Source organism: Pseudomonas sp. SLBN-26, assembly GCF_006715895.1.
GTDB classification, from domain to species: Bacteria; Pseudomonadota; Gammaproteobacteria; order Pseudomonadales; family Pseudomonadaceae; genus Metapseudomonas; species Metapseudomonas otitidis.
This window is the reverse complement of the sequence record NZ_VFOB01000001.1, coordinates 822252-841283: the sequence shown is the minus strand read 5'-3', so window position 1 is coordinate 841283 and position 19032 is coordinate 822252. Positions and strand designations below refer to the sequence as shown.

Annotated in this window: 14 protein-coding genes; 5 read left to right on the top strand and 9 right to left on the bottom strand. The window is 68.3% G+C overall.

What is annotated here, in order from left to right:
- Positions 1-185: 185 nt before the first annotated feature.
- The 8 genes from FBY21_RS03925 to FBY21_RS03890 form a co-directional block, all read right to left on the bottom strand.
- Entirely contained in the window at positions 186-1319 is a 1134-nt protein-coding gene (locus FBY21_RS03925; RefSeq protein ID WP_142008768.1) for a substrate-binding domain-containing protein, read from the bottom strand.
- Positions 1320-1671: 352 nt separating this feature from the next.
- Positions 1672-2067 (bottom strand): 4-carboxymuconolactone decarboxylase, encoded by a 396-nt coding sequence (pcaC, locus tag FBY21_RS03920; protein ID WP_044399336.1) that lies wholly within the window; start codon positions 2065-2067, stop codon positions 1672-1674.
- A 97-nt stretch (positions 2068-2164) separates the two neighbouring features.
- Positions 2165-2953 carry a 3-oxoadipate enol-lactonase gene (gene pcaD / locus FBY21_RS03915; protein ID WP_142008766.1) on the bottom strand — a complete coding sequence of 263 codons (789 nt, stop codon included), beginning with the start codon at positions 2951-2953 and terminating at the stop codon, positions 2165-2167.
- A gap of 9 nt (positions 2954-2962) precedes the next feature.
- Positions 2963-4324 (bottom strand): 3-carboxy-cis,cis-muconate cycloisomerase, encoded by a 1362-nt coding sequence (locus FBY21_RS03910; RefSeq protein WP_142008764.1) that lies wholly within the window; start codon positions 4322-4324, stop codon positions 2963-2965.
- Between the two features lie 147 nt (positions 4325-4471).
- A complete protein-coding gene (gene pcaF, locus FBY21_RS03905) occupies positions 4472-5689 on the bottom strand; it encodes a 3-oxoadipyl-CoA thiolase (protein ID WP_142008762.1) in 1218 nt (405 codons plus the stop codon).
- Positions 5686-6471 carry a CoA-transferase subunit beta gene (locus FBY21_RS03900; protein WP_044399351.1) on the bottom strand — a complete coding sequence of 262 codons (786 nt, stop codon included), beginning with the start codon at positions 6469-6471 and terminating at the stop codon, positions 5686-5688. Before FBY21_RS03900 ends, pcaF begins: the two co-directional genes overlap by 4 nt.
- On the bottom strand, positions 6471-7319 hold the full coding sequence (locus FBY21_RS03895) for a CoA transferase subunit A (RefSeq protein ID WP_044399355.1): 849 nt from the start codon (positions 7317-7319) through the stop codon (positions 6471-6473). The genes FBY21_RS03900 and FBY21_RS03895 overlap by 1 nt, the downstream gene beginning before the upstream one ends.
- A gap of 190 nt (positions 7320-7509) precedes the next feature.
- On the bottom strand, positions 7510-9144 hold the full coding sequence (locus FBY21_RS03890; protein WP_142008760.1) for a twin-arginine translocation signal domain-containing protein: 1635 nt from the start codon (positions 9142-9144) through the stop codon (positions 7510-7512).
- A gap of 271 nt (positions 9145-9415) precedes the next feature.
- Here FBY21_RS03890 and pvdM point away from each other — a divergent pair, with 271 nt between their 5' ends.
- From pvdM to FBY21_RS03865, 5 genes are all read left to right on the top strand, one after another.
- Positions 9416-10771, top strand: a complete 1356-nt coding sequence (gene pvdM / locus FBY21_RS03885) for a pyoverdine-tailoring dipeptidase-like protein PvdM (protein WP_142008758.1) — start codon at positions 9416-9418, stop codon at positions 10769-10771.
- Positions 10768-12057, top strand: a complete 1290-nt coding sequence (gene pvdN / locus FBY21_RS03880; RefSeq protein WP_142008756.1) for a pyoverdine-tailoring periplasmic protein PvdN — start codon at positions 10768-10770, stop codon at positions 12055-12057. Before pvdM ends, pvdN begins: the two co-directional genes overlap by 4 nt.
- Before the next feature lie 24 nt (positions 12058-12081).
- A complete protein-coding gene (locus FBY21_RS03875) occupies positions 12082-12936 on the top strand; it encodes a formylglycine-generating enzyme family protein (protein WP_074972201.1) in 855 nt (284 codons plus the stop codon).
- 283 nt (positions 12937-13219) lie between these two features.
- A complete protein-coding gene (locus FBY21_RS03870; RefSeq protein WP_142008754.1) occupies positions 13220-14869 on the top strand; it encodes a cyclic peptide export ABC transporter in 1650 nt (549 codons plus the stop codon).
- Positions 14870-14983: 114 nt separating this feature from the next.
- The gene (locus FBY21_RS03865; RefSeq protein WP_160158558.1) at positions 14984-17392 is read left to right on the top strand and encodes a TonB-dependent siderophore receptor; all 2409 of its coding nucleotides are present in this window, start codon (positions 14984-14986) and stop codon (positions 17390-17392) included.
- Between the two features lie 662 nt (positions 17393-18054).
- Here FBY21_RS03865 and FBY21_RS03860 read toward each other — a convergent pair.
- Entirely contained in the window at positions 18055-19005 is a 951-nt protein-coding gene (locus FBY21_RS03860) for an alpha/beta hydrolase (RefSeq protein WP_142008750.1), read from the bottom strand.
- Positions 19006-19032: the final 27 nt, after the last annotated feature.

The window sequence follows — 19032 nt, the reverse complement described above, 5'->3', positions numbered from 1 at the left end:
TCCTTGTTCGGGTGGAGGCGCAGCGCCCCGAAGGGCGCGCCATGGCTGTTACCCCCAAGGCCGTCGGCGCAGCGGGCGACCGAACTTTTGTCACGCAAAGTTCACGGGGCCTACCGGCGCCTGACATGCAAAACCGGCAATAGCGCGAGGCCATTGCCGGTTCCTGGGGCGAACCCGCGAGGGGCTTAGAGCGGACGGCCGATGCCGTTGCAGGCGCTGGTGTTGCCGATGGCCAGGGAACTGCCCGGCAGCGCGAAGGTGGTGCGGATGGCGTCTTTCCAGGCGGCGGTGAGCGGGATCAGTTTGTTGGCGACGATCTCGTCATCGTTGTTGCTGCTGGCGTTCAGACCGTAGTGACGGTTGAGGAAGGTGCGGATGGCGATGGTGTCGGCGCTGTCCTTGTAGCACTGGCTGAACACCAGGTTGGTGTAGCCGACGATGCTGTAGCCGGTGGCGGGGTTGGCCAGGACCGGGACCCACTTGGCGGGATCGGCGCGGTCAGCTGCGGTGGACGGCGGAAGGGCGTTGCTCAGGGCGATGGTGACGTTGCCCACGGTGGGCAGGTTGCCATTGACCTTGGCGACCACGGCGGGATTGGTGGCGTCCACGTCTTCCGGGCCGACGTAGCCGATGGCGCCATCGGTGGCGGCCACGGTGCTGGCCATCTGGGCGCTGCTGCTCACGGCCACGGCACCGACCGGCACACCGCCAAGGGCGGCGCTGGTGAAGGTGCTGCTGACGCCGAACTGGCCTGAACACTGGCTGTTCAGGTGGCGGGTGAAGATCTCGGAGGTGCCGCTGCTGGTGCCACGGTAGACCACGGTGATCGGGCCGGAGCCGCTGCTGATCTGGTTCCAGTCAGTGATGCTGCCGGAGAAGATGCCGCACAACTGGGTGCTGGTCAGGTTCAGCGAGGTGACGCCGGCTTTCTTGTAGGGAATGGTGACCGAGGTGGCCGCCGAGGGGATCTGTACCAGCGGGCCCCAGTTGTTGGCATCGGTGACGGGCACGGTCGGGGACTGGTGGGCATTCTTGTAGGCCGAAATCTCGGCGGCACTCAATACGGAGTCACTGCCGGCGTAGTCGACGGTGGTGCCGCTGGGCAGGTTGAGCTTGGTGGCGTCGTTGTTCAGCACGGCAGCCTTGCCGGCGCCGCTGCCCACGCCGATGTAGGCGTTGAAGCCGGACGGCAGCACTGTGGCGGTGTTGTACAGGCCCTGCGGCAGGGTGGCACCGCCACCGACGACGGCCGCCATGGCCTGGGCGGAACACAGGCCGGCGACGGCCAGGGAAACAGCGAGAACGTTGCGCTTGAACATGAGGAAGCTCCTTTCATCGTGTCTGGACGTGGATGGTTCGCTGTCGAGCGGGTCATGGCCGGTCGGGCGCATTCCAGAAGCCCGGTGCGGCTCGGCCATGGCACTGACAGTCGCAGCCACGGGTGACAGGCAAAGGAAAAAACCTCGGGAGCACGAGGCGCTCAAGGACAGGAATGTTCGGGGGTGCGTGCAACCTGCCTGACATGACAGGGCGCTGCGGCGAGGTGGTGTTGCAGGAGGGCGAATGGGAGACCGCTCGGGGCGGGGGCTGGCGGGCAGGACATGACAGCGGCGTGAACCCGAGCCTGCCCGGCCGCAGGCTCTGGAGCCTGGGCCGGGAGTCGCTCGGCGATCAGGGGTGCAGCGACTCGACCCCCAGTTCATCCCACACGGCTTCGGCCAGGTGGAAGGTGGCGTTGGCGGCGGGGATGCCGCAGTAGATGGCGCTCTGCATGATCACTTCCTTGATCTCGTCGCGGGTGACGCCGTTGTTCTTCGCGGCGCGCAGGTGCAGCTTCAGCTCGCCCTCGCGGTTCATGCCGATGAGCATGGCGATGGTCACCAGGCTACGGGTGTGGCGCGGCAGGCCCGGGCGGGTCCAGATGTCGCCCCAGGCGTGGCGGGTGATCATTTCCTGGAACTCTTCGTTGAAGGGCGTGAGGTTCTGCAGGCTGCGGTCGACGTGGGCGTCGCCCAGTACGGCGCGGCGGACCTGCATGCCGGCTTCGTAGCGTTCTTTTTCGTCCATCGATGAGGGCCTCGAACAGGGTCGTGGAACGGCGACGCGGCATCCGCGTCGGGAAAGCGGTAGCCCGGGCTTCAGCCCGGGGTGATCCGGCGCGCAATCAGGCGCTGAGGAAGGTCAGTACGCGCTGGCTGAAGGCCTCACCGGCCTGCACGTTGGACAGGTGGGCGGCCGGGAACTCGACGAGTTCGGCGCCGGCGATGCGCGCCTGCATGAAGCAGCCGTGCTCGGGGGTGGTGACCGGGTCGCCGCTGCCGCAGACCACCAGGGTCGGGGCCTGAATGACAGCGAGCTGCTCGCGGAAGTCCGCGTCGCGCACAGCGGCGCAGTTGGCGGCGTAGCCCTGGGGCGAGGTGCGCGCCAGCATGCTGACGATGGCCTCGACCTTCTCCGGCTGCGCCTCGGCGAAGTCCGGGGTGAACCAGCGGGAAATGGAGGCGTCGCGCAGGTCGGCCATGGCCTGGGCCCCGCCCGCCAGCACGGCGTCGATGCGCGGGTTCCACACCTCGGGGGTACCGATCTTGGCGGCGGTGTTGCACAGCACCAGGCGCTGGATGCGCTCGGGGGCGTTGATGGCCAGCCACTGGCCGATCAGCCCGCCCATGGACAGGCCGCAGAAATGCGCCTTGGGAATGTCCAGGGCATCCAGCAGGGCCAGCACGTCGCGGCCGAGCTGTTCGATGCGATAGGGGCCTTCGCTGACCAGGGACTGGCCATGGCCTCGGGTGTCGTAGCGCAGCACCCGGAAGTGCCGGGTAAAGGCCGGGACCTGGGCGTCCCACATGTGCAGGTCGGTGCCCAGGGAGTTGGACAGCACCAGCACCGGCGCTCCGGCCGGGCCTTCGAGGAGGTAGTTCAGGTCGCCATCGGCGAGACGTACGGCAGGCATGGAAAACTCCTAGCGCGGGAAAGTGGTGTGTTCAGCGAGGGCACGCTCCACCCAGCGGCGGGCCTGCCCCAGGTAATGGGCGGGGTCGAGCAGGCGGTCCAGCTCGGCGGCGGACAGCTCGGCGGTGACCTCGGCGCAGGCACCGAGCACGGCGCGCAGGTGGGCGCCCTCCTTCACCGCCTGGCGGCAGCACTGCTCCACCCGATGGTGGGCGGCATCGCGGCCGATGCGTTGGGCCAGGGCGATGCTCACCGCCTCGGCCAGCACCAGGCCCTGGGTCAGGTCGAGGTTGCGGCGCATGCGCGCGGCGTCCACCTCCAGGCCGGGCACCACCAGCAGCGCGTGCTGCAGGGCACCGGACACCAGGCAGCAGAGCTCCGGCAGGCTTTCCCATTCGGCGTGCCAGAGGCCGAGGCTGCGCTCGTGCTCCTGGGGCATGGCGGCGAACAGGGTGGCCACCAGGCCCGGTGCACGGGTGGCGGCGCCGATGAGCACGGCGGCGCTCACCGGGTTGCGCTTGTGGGGCATGGTGGACGAGCCGCCCTTGCCAGGTGCGGCGGGCTCGAAGAGTTCGCCGGCCTCGGTCTGCATCAGCAGACTGAGGTCGCGCCCCAGCTTGCCCAGGGTGCCGGCGACCAGGCCCAGCAGGCTGGCGAACTCCACCAGGCGGTCACGCTGGGTGTGCCAGGGCTGGTCCGGCAGGTTCAGCGACAGCTCGACGGCCAGCGCTTCGGCCACCGGCCAGGCCTGTTCGCCGAGGGCGGCGAGGCTGCCGGAGGCGCCACCGAACTGCAGGCACAGCAGGCGCGGCTTGAGTTCCGCCAGGCGCTGGCGATGGCGGGTGACGGCGCCCAGCAGGCCGGCGAACTTCATGCCGAGGGTCACCGGGGTGGCCTGCTGCAGCCAGGTGCGGCCGGCCAGCGGGGTGTCGGCGTGGCGCTCGGCCTGCTCGGCAAGGGCGTCGCCCAGGGCCGCGAGGTCGGCTTCGATCAGGCCGATGGCAGCACGCAGTTGCAGCACCAGGCCGCTGTCCATGGCGTCCTGGCTGGTGGCGCCCAGGTGCACGTAGCGCTCGGCCTCCGGGCTGGCCGCTGCGATGCGCTTGCCCAGGGCCTTGACCAGGGGGATGGCGGAGTTGCCGGCAGTGGCGATGGCCTGGGCCAGGGCGGAGAAGTCGTAGAAATCGGCGCGGCAGGCGGCTTCGATGGGCGCGACGGCCTCTCGGGGGATCAGCCCCACGCGGGCCTCGGCACGGGCCAGGGCGGCCTCGAAGTCGAGCATGCCCTGCACCCGGCCCTGGTCGCAGAAGATCGCGCGCATGGCCGGGGCGGTGAAGTAGGCGTCGAAGAGTTGGTTGCTCGGGCTGTTCAAGCCAGTGCTCCGGAAATCAGGAAGGTGAGTCGTTGTATAGCAGCCAGCCGGTCACGACCAGCCTTTGCGCGCTACGCCTGGCACATCAGGCGTAGCGATCTAACCGCTTCATCAGATGGGGCATGGTGGGCTGAAGCCCACCATGCGTCACTTCGACTGCTGGACGCGCTCGATGGCCAGGGCCAGGCCCTGCCCTACCCCCACGCACATGGTGGCCAGGCCGCGCTTGCCGCCGGACCTCTCCAGCTGGTGCAAGGCGGTCTGTACCAGGCGCGCGCCGCTGGCACCCAGGGGGTGGCCGAGGGCGATGGCGCCGCCGTTGGGGTTGACCTTCTCGCTGTCGTCGGGGAGGCCCAGCTCGCGCATCACGGCCAGCCCCTGGGCGGCGAAGGCTTCGTTGAGTTCGATGACATCGAACTGGTCGATGCCCAGGTTGAGGCGCTCCAGCAGCTTGCGCACCGCCGGCACCGGGCCGATGCCCATGACCCGTGGCGCAACGCCGGCGCTGGCCATGCCGAGCACCTTGGCGCGCGGGGTGAGGCCGTGCTTCTTCACCGCCTCGGCGGAGGCCAGGATCAGCGCCACCGCGCCGTCGTTGACGCCCGAGGCGTTGCCGGCGGTGACGGTCTTGCCTTCGCCGTTGACCGGTTTCAGCTTGGCGAGGGCTTCCAGGGTGGTGTCCGGGCGCAGGTGCTCGTCGGCATCGACCACGGTGTCGCCCTTCCTGCCCTTGATCACCACCGGGACGATCTCCTCGGCGAAGAAGCCTTCGGCCTGGGCGCGGCCGGCGCGCTGCTGGCTGCGCAGGGCGAACAGGTCCTGGTCGGCGCGGGAGACCTGGTAGTCGTCGGCGACGTTGTCGGCGGTCTGCGGCATGGCGTCGACGCCGTACTGGGCCTTCATCAGCGGGTTGATGAAGCGCCAGCCGATGGTGGTGTCCTCGATCTTCTGGTTGCGGCCGAAGGCGCTGTCGGCCTTGCCCATCACGTAGGGCGCGCGGGACATGGATTCGACGCCACCCGCCAGGGCCAGCTCCATTTCACCCGAGGCGATGGCGCGGAAGGCGGTGCCCACCGCATCCATGCCCGAGGCGCAGAGGCGGTTCAGGGTAACGCCCGGGATGCTATCCGGCAGGCCGGCCAGCAGCAGCGCCATGCGCGCGACGTTGCGGTTGTCCTCGCCGGCCTGGTTGGCGCAACCGAGGAAGACTTCGTCGACCTCGCTCCAGCGCACCTGGGGGTTGCGCTCAATCAGGGCCTTGAGCGGAATGGCGGCCAGGTCGTCGGCGCGCACGGGTGCCAGGGCACCGCCGAAGCGGCCGATGGGCGTGCGTACGGCATCGCAGATGAAGACGTCGCGGCTCATTCCTCACCCCCTTGCTGGCCGTGGGCAGCCGCGGTGCGGGCTTCCAGGGCACGCAGGGCGCTCAGCTCCACCTCGTTGGGGGCGGCGGTCTCGGCCACCTGGTCGGCGAAGCGGATGGCCCAGCCGGTGTTGGCCACCACCTGCTCGCGGGTCACGCCCGGGTGCAGCGAGGTGACGATGAATTCGTGGGTGCCGGCTTCCGGCTCCATGATGCAGAGGTCGGTGATGATGGCCACCGGCCCCTTGCCGGGCAGGCCGAGCTGCTGGCGATGGTCGCCGCCTTCGCCGTGGCCCACGGAGGTGATGAAGGCCAGCTTGTCGACGAAGGTGCGATGGGACTGCTTGAGGATGATCAGCACCTCCTTGGCGGAACCGGCGATCTCCGGCGCGCCGCCGGCACCCGGCAGGCGCACCTTGGGGGTGTGGTAGTCGCCGATCACGGTGGTGTTGATGTTGCCGAAGCGGTCCACCTGGGCGGCGCCGAGGAAGCCGACGTCGATGCGCCCGCCCTGCAGCCAGTAGCGGAAGATCTCGCCGGTGGGGACCACGGTGTCAGCGGTCTCGGCCAGCTCGCCGTCACCGATGGACAGCGGCAGCACGCTCGGCTTGGCACCGATCGGGCCGGATTCGTAGATCAGGACCACGTCCGGGGACGAGGTCAGGCGCGCCAGGTTGGCGGCCTTGGACGGCAGGCCGATGCCGACGAAGCAGACGGCGCCGTTCTTCAGGCGACGGGCAGCCGCCACGGTCATCATTTCGTTGGTGCTGTACTGGGCGCTCATCACTTGGCCTCCGCAAGCTTCTGCTGGAACTGGGCGAAATCCTTGGTGCCACGGATGTATTCGTCGATCCAGGCGGTGAAGGTGTCGCGGTCGCGGGCGATGGGGTCCCAGGCCTGGTAGAAGCGGTTGTCGCGCTCGTAGTAGCCATGGGCGTAGGACGGGCTGGCGCCGCCGGGAACGTGGCACACCGCGGTCAGGGCCCAGGTGGGCAGCACGCAGGCGTTCATCGGCGCGTCGAGGTCGTCGACGATCTCTTCCACGGTGACGATGCAGCGCTTGGCCGCCAGGGCCGCTTCCTTCTGCACGCCGAGGATGCCCCAGAGCAGCACGTTGCCCTTGCGGTCGGCCTTCTGCGCATGGATCACGGTGACGTCCGGGCGCACTGACGGTACGGCGGCGAGCGTCTCGCCGGTGAAGGGGCAGTCGATGAAGCGGATGTTCGGGTTGACCTTCGGCAGGTCGGAGCCGGCATAGGCGCGCAGCACGGCGAACGGCAAACCGGAAGCGCCGGCCACGTAGGCGTTGGCCATGTCGGCGTGGCTGTGCTCGTCGAGTTCCAGGGCGTTGGGCCACTGCTTCTCCACCGCGTCACGCAGGCGGTGCAGGGAGCCCACACCGGGGTTGCCGCCCCAGGAGAAGGTCAGCTTGCGGGCACAGCCGGCGCCGATCAGCAGGTCGTAGACCAGGTCCGGGGTCATGCGCACCAGGTGCAGGTCTTTCTTGCCCTGGCGGATGATCTCGTGGGAGGCGGCGGTGGGAATCAGGTGGGTGAAGCCTTCGAGGGCTACCTTGTCGCCGTCGTTGATGAAACGCTCGACGGCCTCGCGGAGGGAAATGATTTCAGCCATGGTCGATCTCGTGTTGTTGTCCAGGGCGGCCTGGCGGCGCGCCCGTGGCGACACCCGGTGAAGCCAAGGGCGGCGGGCCCTGGCCGGGGTCGGCTGGGGAGCAAGGTACCCCCCGCCTCCGGGTGTAACAATCCGATAATCGACTATTCGTTCGATAATCGAACGAATCCAGTATTCGCCCTCTCCGGGGCTAGCGGCCCTCGTCGCGACGCTTGAGGTGGCGCGCATACCAGGGACGCCGGGGCGTTCGTGGCAGCAACCGGCTGACCAGGTCGTCCTCGCCGAAGGTGATGCGCAGGGCCAGCTTCATGGCCTCCACCTCCAGTTCGCCGGCGCCGCCGCCGGCATCGTCCAGCCCGCCGCAGCCATGGGTCAGCGCGCCCAGCCAGGGGTCGCCCACCTCCACCCAGCGCCCCGGCGCGAACCAGCGCACGCCCTGGACCTCGCGCACCACCACCTCGCCGGGGTGGGCGCGCTCGTGGGCGCGGTACCAGTCTTCGATGCGGTCGTCGATCCAGCCGTGGAAGCGCCAGAACACCGGGTTGACGTGGGACGAGAACGGGTCGCCGAGGTAGTCGTTGTCGGCGCGGAACCAGCGGGCGCCGTAGTCCACCTGGTCGCGATCGCCGGGCAGCGGCATGCCGTTGGACGGGTCACGGGTGACGGTGGCCCAGCGCATGTGCAGCCAGTCGTGGATGTTCAGCTCCATCTCCGAGCCCAGTTGGGCGAGGGTCAGGCGCGCGAGGTAGTCCGGGTCCTGGTACTGCGACTCCCAGACCTGGAAGTTGCTGTAGAAGGCCTGGGCGGACTTGATGTCGTGCAGCCACTGGCCCAGCTCGTCGTCGTCCCAGGCGAACCAGGCCGGCGGCACGGCGTTGCCGTCGTGGTTCTCCTGGTAACGGATGAAGCCGATGCGGTCGTGCTCCAGGTACGGGCACGGCAAGGGCAGCCGGCTCCAGTTGGGCAGGCCCGGCTGCAGGCGGCGCGCCTTGACCAGCATGTGCCGGTGCATGAAGAGGAAGTCTTCGCCGGAGCCGTTGAGGTGCTTGCGCCGGCCCCGTGCGCCGCGCTCGGCATCCCGTGGGCCGGGTTGCCAGCCGGCACCGCGCAGGGCATCGCGGCGACGGTCGTCGAGGCGATGCCACTTGTCGCGGGTGGCGTGCCAGAGCTGGTGGAACAGGCGGTGCTCGGGGGACACCAGCCACTGCAGCAGCGCCGGCTCCAGGGGCGTCACCTGCCGCGCCTCGGGAAAGGCGCGCTTGCGGGCGACGAAGCGGCTGTCCGGCTCGGGCAGCGCCAGGGGCCGGTCGATGCGGCGGATGCGCCCGCTCAGGCTGGCGTCACCGGCCTGGGCCCAGTTGCCCCAGACCTCGTCCAGCACGGCCTCCAGTTCATGGCTGGGGGCTGACTCGCCGGCCGGGACCAAGCGCCAGCGGATGCGCTTGCCGTCCTGGTCCACCACCTCGCCGAGCACCCGGTAGCGGGGTTCACCCGTGCCCCGCAGCGCGGTGCCCTGGTCGATGCAACCGCGCAGGGCTCGGCCGGTGGGGCCGATGTCCAACAGCATCTGCACGCCCTCGCGGGGCAGCCCGTCCAGGCCGCCATCGAGGCCGTCGAAACGCAGGTCCCAGATGCCGCGCAACTGGGTGGCCAGGCGCACCCCGCCCCAATCGGCGGCGTCCACCGTGGCCTCCCCCGGGGTTTCCACCTGGTCCGGTTCGAGGGTTTCGTCGTAATCCGGCTCACGCCGCGCGTACCACACCGCCGGTACCGCTGCGCCGGCCACCGCCAGCGCTCCCATGAACCCACGTCTGGAAAACCTCATCGCTACATCGCATCCGTGTCAGCCACGCCTATCCCGCTAGAACGAGGTAACGGGGGGTAAATTTATGGCTGCTTTGCTGATACGTAAGGGGCAGGTTTCGCCGCCTCACTTTCCCGGCCACAGGAAAACCCTGGAGTGCGCTTCGGACACGGGTCGTTTCCTGCAACGGATCAACAGCGCCCGATTCTAAATTTCCCCACCCTGCCCTCGTTCTTCCGACACGGGCACCCACCCCGGGTGCGCTCGGCATCAACCCCTGGCAACGAACGGGATGGCAATGAACACGACCCGCAAGGCCCTCTACCTGATCGCCCTGGCGATCCTCCTGGCGCTGGTCGCGGCAGCGACCTGGCACTTCTTCCTGCGGCAGGCCGCGCCCTACCCCCGGGACGTGATGCAGCACGCGGAGGAACTGCAGGAGCGAATCCTCTCCTTCGACAGCCACATCACCGTGCCCACCGACTTCGGCACCGAGGGCAACGAGGCGGACAAGGACGGCGAAGGCCAGTTCGACCTGGTCAAAGCCGGGCGCGGGCGTCTCTCCGGTGCGGCGCTGACCATCTTCGGCTGGCCGGAGATCTGGAACGGTCCCAACGCCCCCCATCGCCCCACAGCCGCCTTCGTCGACGAGGCCCGCCACCAGCAGGAGCTGCGCTACAGGATCATCAGCGGCCTGGTGCGCGACTTCCCCAACCAGGTCGGCATCGCCTACAGCCCCGAGGACTTCCGCCGCCTGCATGGCGAAGGCAAGTTCGCCATCGTCATCAGCATGCTCAACGCCTACCCCCTGGGCGAGGACCTGAACGCGCTGGACGCCTGGCACGCACGCGGCATGCGCCTGTTCGGCTTCAGCTACGTCGGCAACAACGCCTGGGCCGACTCCTCGCGCCCGCTGCCCTTCTTCAACGACACCGCCGATGCCCTCGGCGGGCTCTCGCCCCTCGGCGAGCAGGCGGTGAAGCGACTCAACGACCTGGGCGTAGTGATCGACGTGTCGCAGATGTCCACCCTGGCCCTGGAAGACGTCGCCCGTCTCAGCCGCGCCCCCATCGTCGCCTCGCATTCGGCGCCCCGCGCGCTGGTGGACATTCCGCGCAACCTCAGCGACGCGGAAATGCAGCGGATCAAGGCAAGCGGCGGGGTGATCCAGGTGGTGGGCTTCCCCGCCTACCTCAAGCCCCTCTCGCAGCCGACCCTGGACAAGCTCAACGCCCTGCGCGCGCGCTTCGACCTGCAGCCGCTCAACGGCCTGGCCAACGCGCTGATGCCGGGTGACCCGATCATCGCCATCTGGCCGGAACAGCGCTTCGGCGAATACGCCAGCGCGCTCTACGCCATCCTCGAAGAAGAGCCCCGCGCCAGCGTCAAGGAACTGGTGGACGCCATCGACTACACCGTGCGCAAGGTCGGCATCGACCACGTGGGCATCGCCAGCGACTTCAACGACGGCGGCGGCGTCGAGGGCTGGATGAACGTCGGCGAGTCGCACAACGTGACGGCCGAGCTGATCCAGCGCGGCTACTCCGACGCCGACATCGCCAAGCTCTGGGGCGGCAACTTCCTGCGGGTGTGGGGCGAGGTGCAGCGCCTGGCCGCGCCGGCCAGCGCCGGGGAGGTGCGCCCATGAGCGACCGCCGCACCTTCCTCAAGCAGGCCGGCCTGCTGGCCGCCGCCCTGCCCCTGGGCTCCGCCTTCGCCGGCAACGTCCAGGCCGCGCCATCGCCGAACCACCCCACCACGGACAAGTGGCTGGCCCTGCGCGAGCAGTTCGACCTCGATCCGGACTACCTGCACTTCTGCACCTTCCTCCTGGCCTCCCACCCGCGCGTGGTACGCGAGGCCATCGCCCACTTCCGTGCCCGGCTGGATGCCAACCCCGGCGAGGTGCTGGACTGGGACCGCGAGGAACTCTGGGGCTATGAAGACGAGGTCCGCGCCTGGGCCGGCCGCTACTTCGGCGTGCAGCCCGCGCAGGTGGCCCTCACCGGCAGCACCACCGACGGCCTGGCGATGATCTACGGCGGCCTGCAGGTGGCGCCTGGCAAGGAGATCCTCGTCAGCGCCCACGAGCACTACTCCACCAACACCCGCCTGGAGTACCGCGAGCGCCTCATGGGCACGCCGGTGCGGCGCGTCACCCTGTTCAAGGACCCACACCTGGCCACGGTGGACGAGATGCTCCACAACATCCGCCAGGCCATCCGCCCCGAGACCCGCGTACTGGGCATGACCTGGGTGCAGTCCGGCAGCGGCGTGAAGCTGCCGGCGCGCGAAGTCGGCCAGCTGGTGCGGGAACTCAACCAGGGCCGCGACGAAGCGGACCGCCTCCTCTACGTGGTGGACGGCGTGCACGGCTTCGGCGTCGAGGACCTGAACTTCGCCGATTTCAACTGCGACTACTTCATCGCCGGCACCCACAAATGGCTGTTCGGCCCCCGTGGCACCGGCGTGATCATCGCCCGCTACCCGCAGCCCCAGGCCCACCTGGTGCCCAGCACGCCGACCTTCACCAAGGGTGAGACCTTCGGCACCCTGATGACCCCCGGTGGCTACCACGCCTTCGACCACCGCCTGGCGGTGGGCTCGGCCTTCGAGCTGCACCTGCAACTGGGCAAGGCCGACGTCCAGGCGCGCATCCACCAGCTCAACGACTACCTCAAGGCGCGCCTGGCCGAGCACCCCAAGGTGCAGCTGGTCACGCCGCGCAGCCGCGAGATGTCCTCGGGCTTCACCTTCTTCCGCGTCGAGGGGCGCGACTGCGACGCCGTCGCCCGCTACCTGCTGGAGCGCAAGGTGATCAGCGACGCCGTGGACCGCGACGTCGGCCCCGTGGTGCGCCTGGCCCCCAGCCTGCTCAACGACGAAGCGCAGATCGACCGGGTGATGGCCCTCCTCGCCCCCCAGCTCGCCTGACCCATTCCCTTCGAGAGAATCGCCATGCCTGCAACCCAACCCCTGGCCCTGGTGGTCGCCCTGCTCGTCAGCGCACCGGCCCTCGCCGCCGACGCCAAGCAACCCGGCAGCCTGTTCAAGGACTGCAAGAACTGCCCCGAAATGGTGGTGCTGCCCGCCGGCAGCTTCACCATGGGCACCCCGGAGAACGAAGTGGGCCGCCAGCCCGATGAGGGCCCGCTGCACACCGTGACCTTCGCCAGGCCCTTCGCCATCAGCAAGTTCCAGGTGCTGGCCCGCGAATGGGACGCCTACATGAAGGAAGCCCGCATCACCCTTCCCGACGGCGACGACCGCCCCGGCCGCCGCTGCACCAACGGCAAGCCCAGCTACCCCCAGGGCCCGGACCAGCCCGCCGTGTGCATGGACCATGACGAGGCCCGTGCCTACGTCGCCTGGCTGTCGAAGAAGACCGGCAAGCACTACCGCCTGCTCAGCGAAGCCGAACGCGAGTACGCCGCCCGCGCCGGCAGCGAAGGCCCGTTCCCCTTCCCCTTCGACGAAGGCAAGGACTACAGCATCGCCCAGCACGCCAACACCTACGGCGCCGCCGACGGCTTCAACTACACCTCCCCGGCCGGCAGCTTCCCGGCCAACGCCTTCGGCGTCTACGACATGCACGGCAACGTCTACGAATGGGTGGCGGACTGCCTGCACGACAGCTACGTCGGCGCCCCCAGCGATGGCAGCGCGTGGGAGGAAGCCAACTGCGAGTACCGCCACATCCGCGGCAACGACTACAGCGAGCCGCCGATCTTCTCCCGCTCGGGCAACCGCAACTACCGCGAGCCCTACGTGCGCGGCGACTGGCTGGGGCTGCGAGTGGCGCGGGAGTTGTGAGCACTACCAGGCTGTTGAAAAACTAACTACGTTGCCGCTACGGCGTTGAAAACGCCCTCAAAATGCTCATTTACCCCACGTAAACTGCGCTTTTTCGGCCGTTTTCGCCTTGCATCGGCTGCCTCGTCTACGTTTTTCAACGGCCTGCTACTGCCCACGCCGCCACCGGCGGCTAAATCAGGCGCCTTGCGGCGCGTCTACTCCATGAGGTCGCGCCGCCCGGAACACGCCACGGTCGCGGGTCGCCCGACCCGCCTTCCCGTGCCCCCATCCGGACCTGCCCATGCACACACAAGCCCCCGGCGCCCTGCGTGAACTACTCACCCTGATCCGGCCCTATCGCGGCCTGGTCGCCCTCTCCATCGCCCTCGGCATCCTCGGTGGCTTCAGCGTCACCGCGCTGCTGGCCACCATCAACGGCCTGCTGCACGCCGAAGGCAGCCTGACCAGCGGCACCCTGCTGACCTTCATCGGCCTCTGCGCACTGGCGCTGGCCTGCTCCATCGGCTCGGACATGGGCACCAACTACGTTGGCCAGCACGTCATCGCCACCCTGCGCCAGGACCTGGGGCGCAAGGTGCTCTGCGCGCCCATCGAGCAGATCGAACGCTACCGCAGCCACCGCCTGATCCCGGTGCTGACCCACGACGTGGACACCGTCAGCGACCTGGCCTTCGCCTTCGCCCCCCTGGCCATCTCGCTGACGGTCACCACCGGCTGCCTGGGCTACCTCGCCTGGCTGTCCTGGCCGATGTTCCTGGTCACCGCCTTCGCCGTGCTGCTGGGCACCGCCATCCAATACCTGGCCCGGCTGCGTGGCATCCACGGCTTCAACGCCGCGCGCGAAGCCGAGGACGAACTGCAGAAGCACTACAGCGGCATCGCCTCCGGCGCCAAGGAACTGCGCATCAGCCGCCCGCGCCGCCAGCGCATGTTCGGCGAGCGCATCCAGCGCACCGCCGACTACATCCGCGACACCCACGTGCGCTCCATCAACATCTTCGTGATCGCCAAGAGCCTCGGCTCGATGCTGTTCTTCGTGGTCATCGGGCTGCTGCTGGTGATCCAGCAGGCCTGGAACCTGGCGGACGCCGTGGCCACCAGCGGCTTCGTGCTGGTGCTGCTGTACATGAAGGGTCCGCTGGAGCACCTGGTCTCCACCCTGCCCATCGTCAGCCGCGCGCAGATCGCCTTCCGCCGCATCGGTGAACTCTCCGCGCAGTTCTCCTCCCCCGAGCCCTACCTGCTGCTGGAGGCCCCCGACGTGCCGGACCGGCAGTTGCAGAGCCTGGAGCTCAAGGGCGTGCGCTTCGCCTTCCCGCCGGTGGAGGGCGCCGCGCCCTTCGCCCTGGGGCCCATCGACCTGCGCATCGAGCAGGGCGAGATCCTCTTCATCGTCGGCGAGAACGGCTGCGGCAAGACCACCCTGATCAAGCTGCTGCTGGGCCTCTACACCCCGGACCAGGGCGAGATCCTGTTGGATGGACAGGCCGTCACCGCCCGCACCCGGGATGACTACCGCCAACTGTTCACCACGGTGTTCGCCGACTACTACCTGTTCGACGACCTGCTCCACGGCGGCGACGCCATACCACCGGATGCCAACAAGTACCTGCAACGCCTGGAGATCGCCCACAAGGTGCAGATCCGCGACGGCGCCTTCACCACCACCGACCTCTCCACCGGCCAGCGCAAGCGCCTGGCGCTGGTCAATGCCTGGCTGGAGCGGCGCCCGGTGCTGGTGTTCGACGAATGGGCCGCCGACCAGGACCCGACCTTCCGCCGCATCTTCTATACCGAGCTGCTGCCCGAGCTGAAACGCCTGGGCAAGACCATCATCGTCATCAGCCACGACGACCGGTATTTCGAGCTGGCCGATCAGCTCATCCAGCTGCGTAATGGCACTGCCGTGAGCAGCCGCCAGCCGGCGTGAAAAAAAGTTTTCCGGTTTCCGGGCGGTCTTCCGTCCTACTAAATGCGAACACTACTCACTATTAAAAACTGGACCATCTCGATGACGAAGTCTCTTTCACCCCGTTTGAAGGTCATGCTTCATCGCTCACTGCGCCCCACCCTGCTCGCCAGCAGCATCGGCCTCGCGCTCAGCGCGCCCTACGCCAGCCTGGTGCAAGCCCAGGAGATCAACCTCGACATCCCCGCCCAATCCCTGTCGAGCGCGCTCCAGGAGCTCGGTCGTCAAGGCAACCTGCAGATCCTCTACAGCCCGAGCCTGGTCAACAACCAGCGCACCCAGGCCATCAAGGGCCGCTACGAGCCCACGGTCGCACTGGACATGCTACTGCGCGGCAAGGGCATCAGCTACCAGGTCAACGGCAACAGCGTCACCCTCAGCGCCGCTGACCAGAGCACCCTGGAGCTGGGCGCCACCTCCGTGGTCTCCACCGGCCTGGGGGCCACCACCGAGGGCACCGGCTCCTACACCACCGGCGCCACCGGCACGGCGACCAAGCTGCCGCTGTCCATCCGCGAGACCCCGCAATCGGTCAGCGTGATCACCAGCCAGCGCATCCGTGACCAGAAAATGAACAGCCTGGAAGACGTGCTGACCAACGCACCGGGCGTGCTCTACAAGAAGAAGAGCAACTCCTCGGACGACGAAGTGGGCATCTTCTCCCGTGGCATGAAGATCGAGAACTTCCAGGTCGACGGCATCCCGACGGTCTTCGAGCCCTCCATGAGCAGCCAGTCCAACGACATGGCGGTGTATGACCGGGTCGAGGTCGTTCGCGGCGCCACCGGCCTGCTGGGCGGCATCGGCCAGCCCTCGGCCACCATCAACATGGTGCGCAAGCGCCCCACCAGTGACTTCGCCGCCTCGATCCAGGGCAGCGCCGGCTCCTGGGACAACTACCGCACCGAAGTGGACGTCTCCGGCCCGCTGAACGAGCAAGGCACCCTGCGCGGCCGCATGGTGACGGCCTACCAGACCGCCAACTCCTTCGTTGACCGCCTCAGCACCGAGCGCAAGGTGGCCTACGGCATCATCGAAGCCGACCTCAGCGACCGCGACACCATCAGCCTCGGCCTCGACTACCAGGAGCGCAACTGCGACGCCTGCGGCTACTTCGGCTTCCCGGCTTTCTACAGCAACGGCCAACGCACCGACTTCAAGCGCTCGTTCAACTCCGCCGCCGACTGGAGCTATGCAGACCGCCAGCGCACCTCGATCTTCGGCACCTACGAGCACCGCTTCGACAACGACTGGATGGCCAAGGTCGCCGTCACCAACGTACGCGACCGCAACGACGTGGAGTACGGCTGGTTCAGCAGCAACGGCTACCCCAACCAGCAGACCGGCGCCGGCACCAGCCTGTATTTCGCCAAGTGGCCGAGCAAGCCCGAGCAGAACTCGGTGGACGCCTACGCCTCCGGCCCCTTCAGCCTGTTCGGCCGCGAGCATGAGCTGGTGGTGGGCGCCAGCGCCATGCGCTACCGCAGCAACACCGGTGCCTACCCGCTGTGGGTCGACCGCAGTGGCAGCGGCTGGAACCCGGCCATTCCCAACGTCTACGAATGGCGTGGCGACATCTCCAAGCCGCCGTTCAACCGCATCGGCGACCTGAAGTACAGCCAGCGCCAGTACGCGGCCTACACCACCGCCCGCTTCAAGCCCACCGACGACCTGTCGCTGATCCTCGGCACCCGCCTCAGCTACTTCAAGGTGGACCAGACCTCCGCCTACTACGGCTACGAGCCCACCAGCCTGAAGAAGCGCGAGACCGGCGAAGTCACCCCCTACGCCGGCATCGTCTACGACCTGGACGACACCTACTCGGTCTATGCCAGCTACACCAGCATCTACAAGCCGCAGTCGAGCCGGACCGTCGAAGGCAACTTCATGGACCCCACCGAAGGCGACAGCTACGAAGTGGGCACCAAGGCCGAGTACTACGACGGCAAGCTGAACCTCACCGCCGCCCTGTTCGAGTCCAAGCTCAGCAACTACGCGGTCGGCACCGGCCTGTACGACGCCTTCGACAACGAACTGGTGAAGCCCTCCAAGATCAAGGTCAAGGGCATCGAGCTGGAGGCCACGGGTGAGCTGATGCCGGGCTGGCAAGTGCAGGCCGGCTACAGCCACGTGAACACCTACTACCCCCAAGGCGTCGACGTGAACGTGGGCTTCCCGCGCAACACCCTCAAACTGTTCACCACCTACGACCTGACCGGCGACCTCAATCGCCTCACCGTCGGCGGTGGCGTGCGCTGGGAGAGCGCCACCAGCTACTACGAGAAGCAGATCAAGGCGACCGCCACCCAGGGCAGCTATGCCCTCGTGGACCTGCTGGCGCGCTACCGCTTCGACGAGCACTTCACCGGCAGCCTCAACGTCAACAACCTGTTCGACAAGAAGTACTACGCCAGCACCAGCGTCTACAGCGACCTGTACGGCGACCCCCGCAGCCTGACCGCCAGCCTGCGTTGGGAGTACTGAGTCCCGCCGCCACCACGAGGCCGCCCCCTGGGGCGGCTTTTTTCGTTCAGCCAACAAGAGCATCGCGGATGAATCCGCTCCCACAGACCGGTGTATCGCCAGTCGGGGCATAGCCCGGGCTACGGAATTGGGGATCAACCCGTAGGGTGGGCTTCAGCCCACCTGCTTCGCGAGCAGAGCTCGCTCCTACGGACTCCCCCCAACAGCGACGCCACAATGCGCGCGCTCAGCGCCGAACCGAAGCTCAGCCGAGACGTAGCCCATCGCGTACAAATCCGCTCCCACAGACCGGTTTGTCGCCGGTCAGGGCTACGGGTGGTGCGCCGGCGGGGGCCGCCCTTTGGGCGATTCCATATCAATTTGCCGTAGCAACGCGAGGTCGGCGCTCATCACGGCAAAGGCGATCCTTGCCAGGGCGTAGGGTGGACCGCGCTTCACCGGTCCACCATGCGGGCTCACAGCGAATACAACTGGTGGATGGGAAAAGCGCCATCCACCCGTAGCCCGGACTTCAGTCCGGGGAATGGCACGCGCTACCAGACCTGCACGGATTCCCGGGCTGAAGCCCGGGCTACCTGTACGACGGGCGTTAACGGGTCACTCTCGGAGCCCTTCACGAAAAAGCCCCGCCGAAGCGGGGCCTGTCTTCATCGAGATGGCGCCTAAGCGCGGAGCAACGTCCGCAACGCCACAGCGAGTCGGTCGTAGACCTGCAGCACATCCGGCACCACCAGGGCCATGCGCAGCAGGTCGTGGGTCAGGCCGGGCAGCTCCACCTGCTCCACCTCGACGCCCGCCTCGCGCAGGCGCCCGGCGTAGGCCCGACCCTCGTCCAGCAGCGGGTCGAGCCCGGCCAGCGCGATGACGGCGGGTGCCACGCCCGCAAGGTCGTCGGCCAGCAACGGCGAGAACCGCCAGTCGCTGCGGTCCGCCGAGGTCCGCGCGTAGTGGTCGTAGAACCACTCCAGGGTCTCGCTTTCCAGCAGGTAGCCCTCGCCGAACAGGGTGCGCGACACGCTCTGCCGGCTGGCATCGGTAACCGGGTAGCAGAGCAGTTGGGCACGGGGCACGATCACCGCCTGCTCGCCCTGCCGGGCCGCCTGGATGGCCAGCACCGTGGCCAGGGTCGCGCCGGCACTGTCGCCACCGAAGGCGACACGCCCGGTGTCCAGCCCCAGCCGGGCGCCCTCCCCGGCCAGCCAGGCCAGGCAGTCCTCGCCATCCTCCAGGGCCACGGGGAAGCGGTGCTCCGGTGCCAGCCGGTAGCCCACCGCCAGCACCGCGCAGGCGGAGCGCGCGCACAGCTCACGGCACACGCCCTCGTGGCTGTCGAGGCTACCGACGACGAAACCGCCGCCATGGAAATACACCAGCACCGGCAGGGCACCCTCCGCGCCGACCGGGCGATAGAGCCGCAGGGGAATGTGCTGACCATCGCGGGCTGGCGCCTCCAATGCCTCGCAGGTCACCTCGCCGGCCACGGCCCAACGCAGCTGCTCGGTGGATTGCTGGAAGACCTGGCGCGCCCGGCTGGGTGCCAGGCGATGCAGCGGGTCGTTGGCGACATTGGCCTCGGCCAGGTCGAGAAAGGCTTCGAGTTCAGGGTGCAGCATGGTGATCCTCGATGGGGCGGCGGCCCC

Bases quoted from the DNA above. Each gene is read 5' to 3' on its own strand.
- FBY21_RS03925 (WP_142008768.1), bottom strand. From the start codon at position 1,319: ATGTTCAAGCGCAACGTTCTCGCTGTTTCCCTGGCCGTCGCCGGCCTG.
- pcaC (WP_044399336.1), bottom strand. From the start codon at position 2,067: ATGGACGAAAAAGAACGCTACGAAGCCGGCATGCAGGTCCGCCGCGCC.
- pcaD (WP_142008766.1), bottom strand. From the start codon at position 2,953: ATGCCTGCCGTACGTCTCGCCGATGGCGACCTGAACTACCTCCTCGAA.
- pcaF (WP_142008762.1), bottom strand. From the start codon at position 5,689: ATGAGCCGCGACGTCTTCATCTGCGATGCCGTACGCACGCCCATCGGC.
- FBY21_RS03900 (WP_044399351.1), bottom strand. From the start codon at position 6,471: ATGAGCGCCCAGTACAGCACCAACGAAATGATGACCGTGGCGGCTGCC.
- FBY21_RS03895 (WP_044399355.1), bottom strand. From the start codon at position 7,319: ATGGCTGAAATCATTTCCCTCCGCGAGGCCGTCGAGCGTTTCATCAAC.
- FBY21_RS03890 (WP_142008760.1), bottom strand. From the start codon at position 9,144: ATGAGGTTTTCCAGACGTGGGTTCATGGGAGCGCTGGCGGTGGCCGGC.
- pvdM (WP_142008758.1), top strand. From the start codon at position 9,416: ATGGCAATGAACACGACCCGCAAGGCCCTCTACCTGATCGCCCTGGCG.
- pvdN (WP_142008756.1), top strand. From the start codon at position 10,768: ATGAGCGACCGCCGCACCTTCCTCAAGCAGGCCGGCCTGCTGGCCGCC.
- FBY21_RS03875 (WP_074972201.1), top strand. From the start codon at position 12,082: ATGCCTGCAACCCAACCCCTGGCCCTGGTGGTCGCCCTGCTCGTCAGC.
- FBY21_RS03870 (WP_142008754.1), top strand. From the start codon at position 13,220: ATGCACACACAAGCCCCCGGCGCCCTGCGTGAACTACTCACCCTGATC.
- FBY21_RS03865 (WP_160158558.1), top strand. From the start codon at position 14,984: ATGCTTCATCGCTCACTGCGCCCCACCCTGCTCGCCAGCAGCATCGGC.
- FBY21_RS03860 (WP_142008750.1), bottom strand. From the start codon at position 19,005: ATGCTGCACCCTGAACTCGAAGCCTTTCTCGACCTGGCCGAGGCCAAT.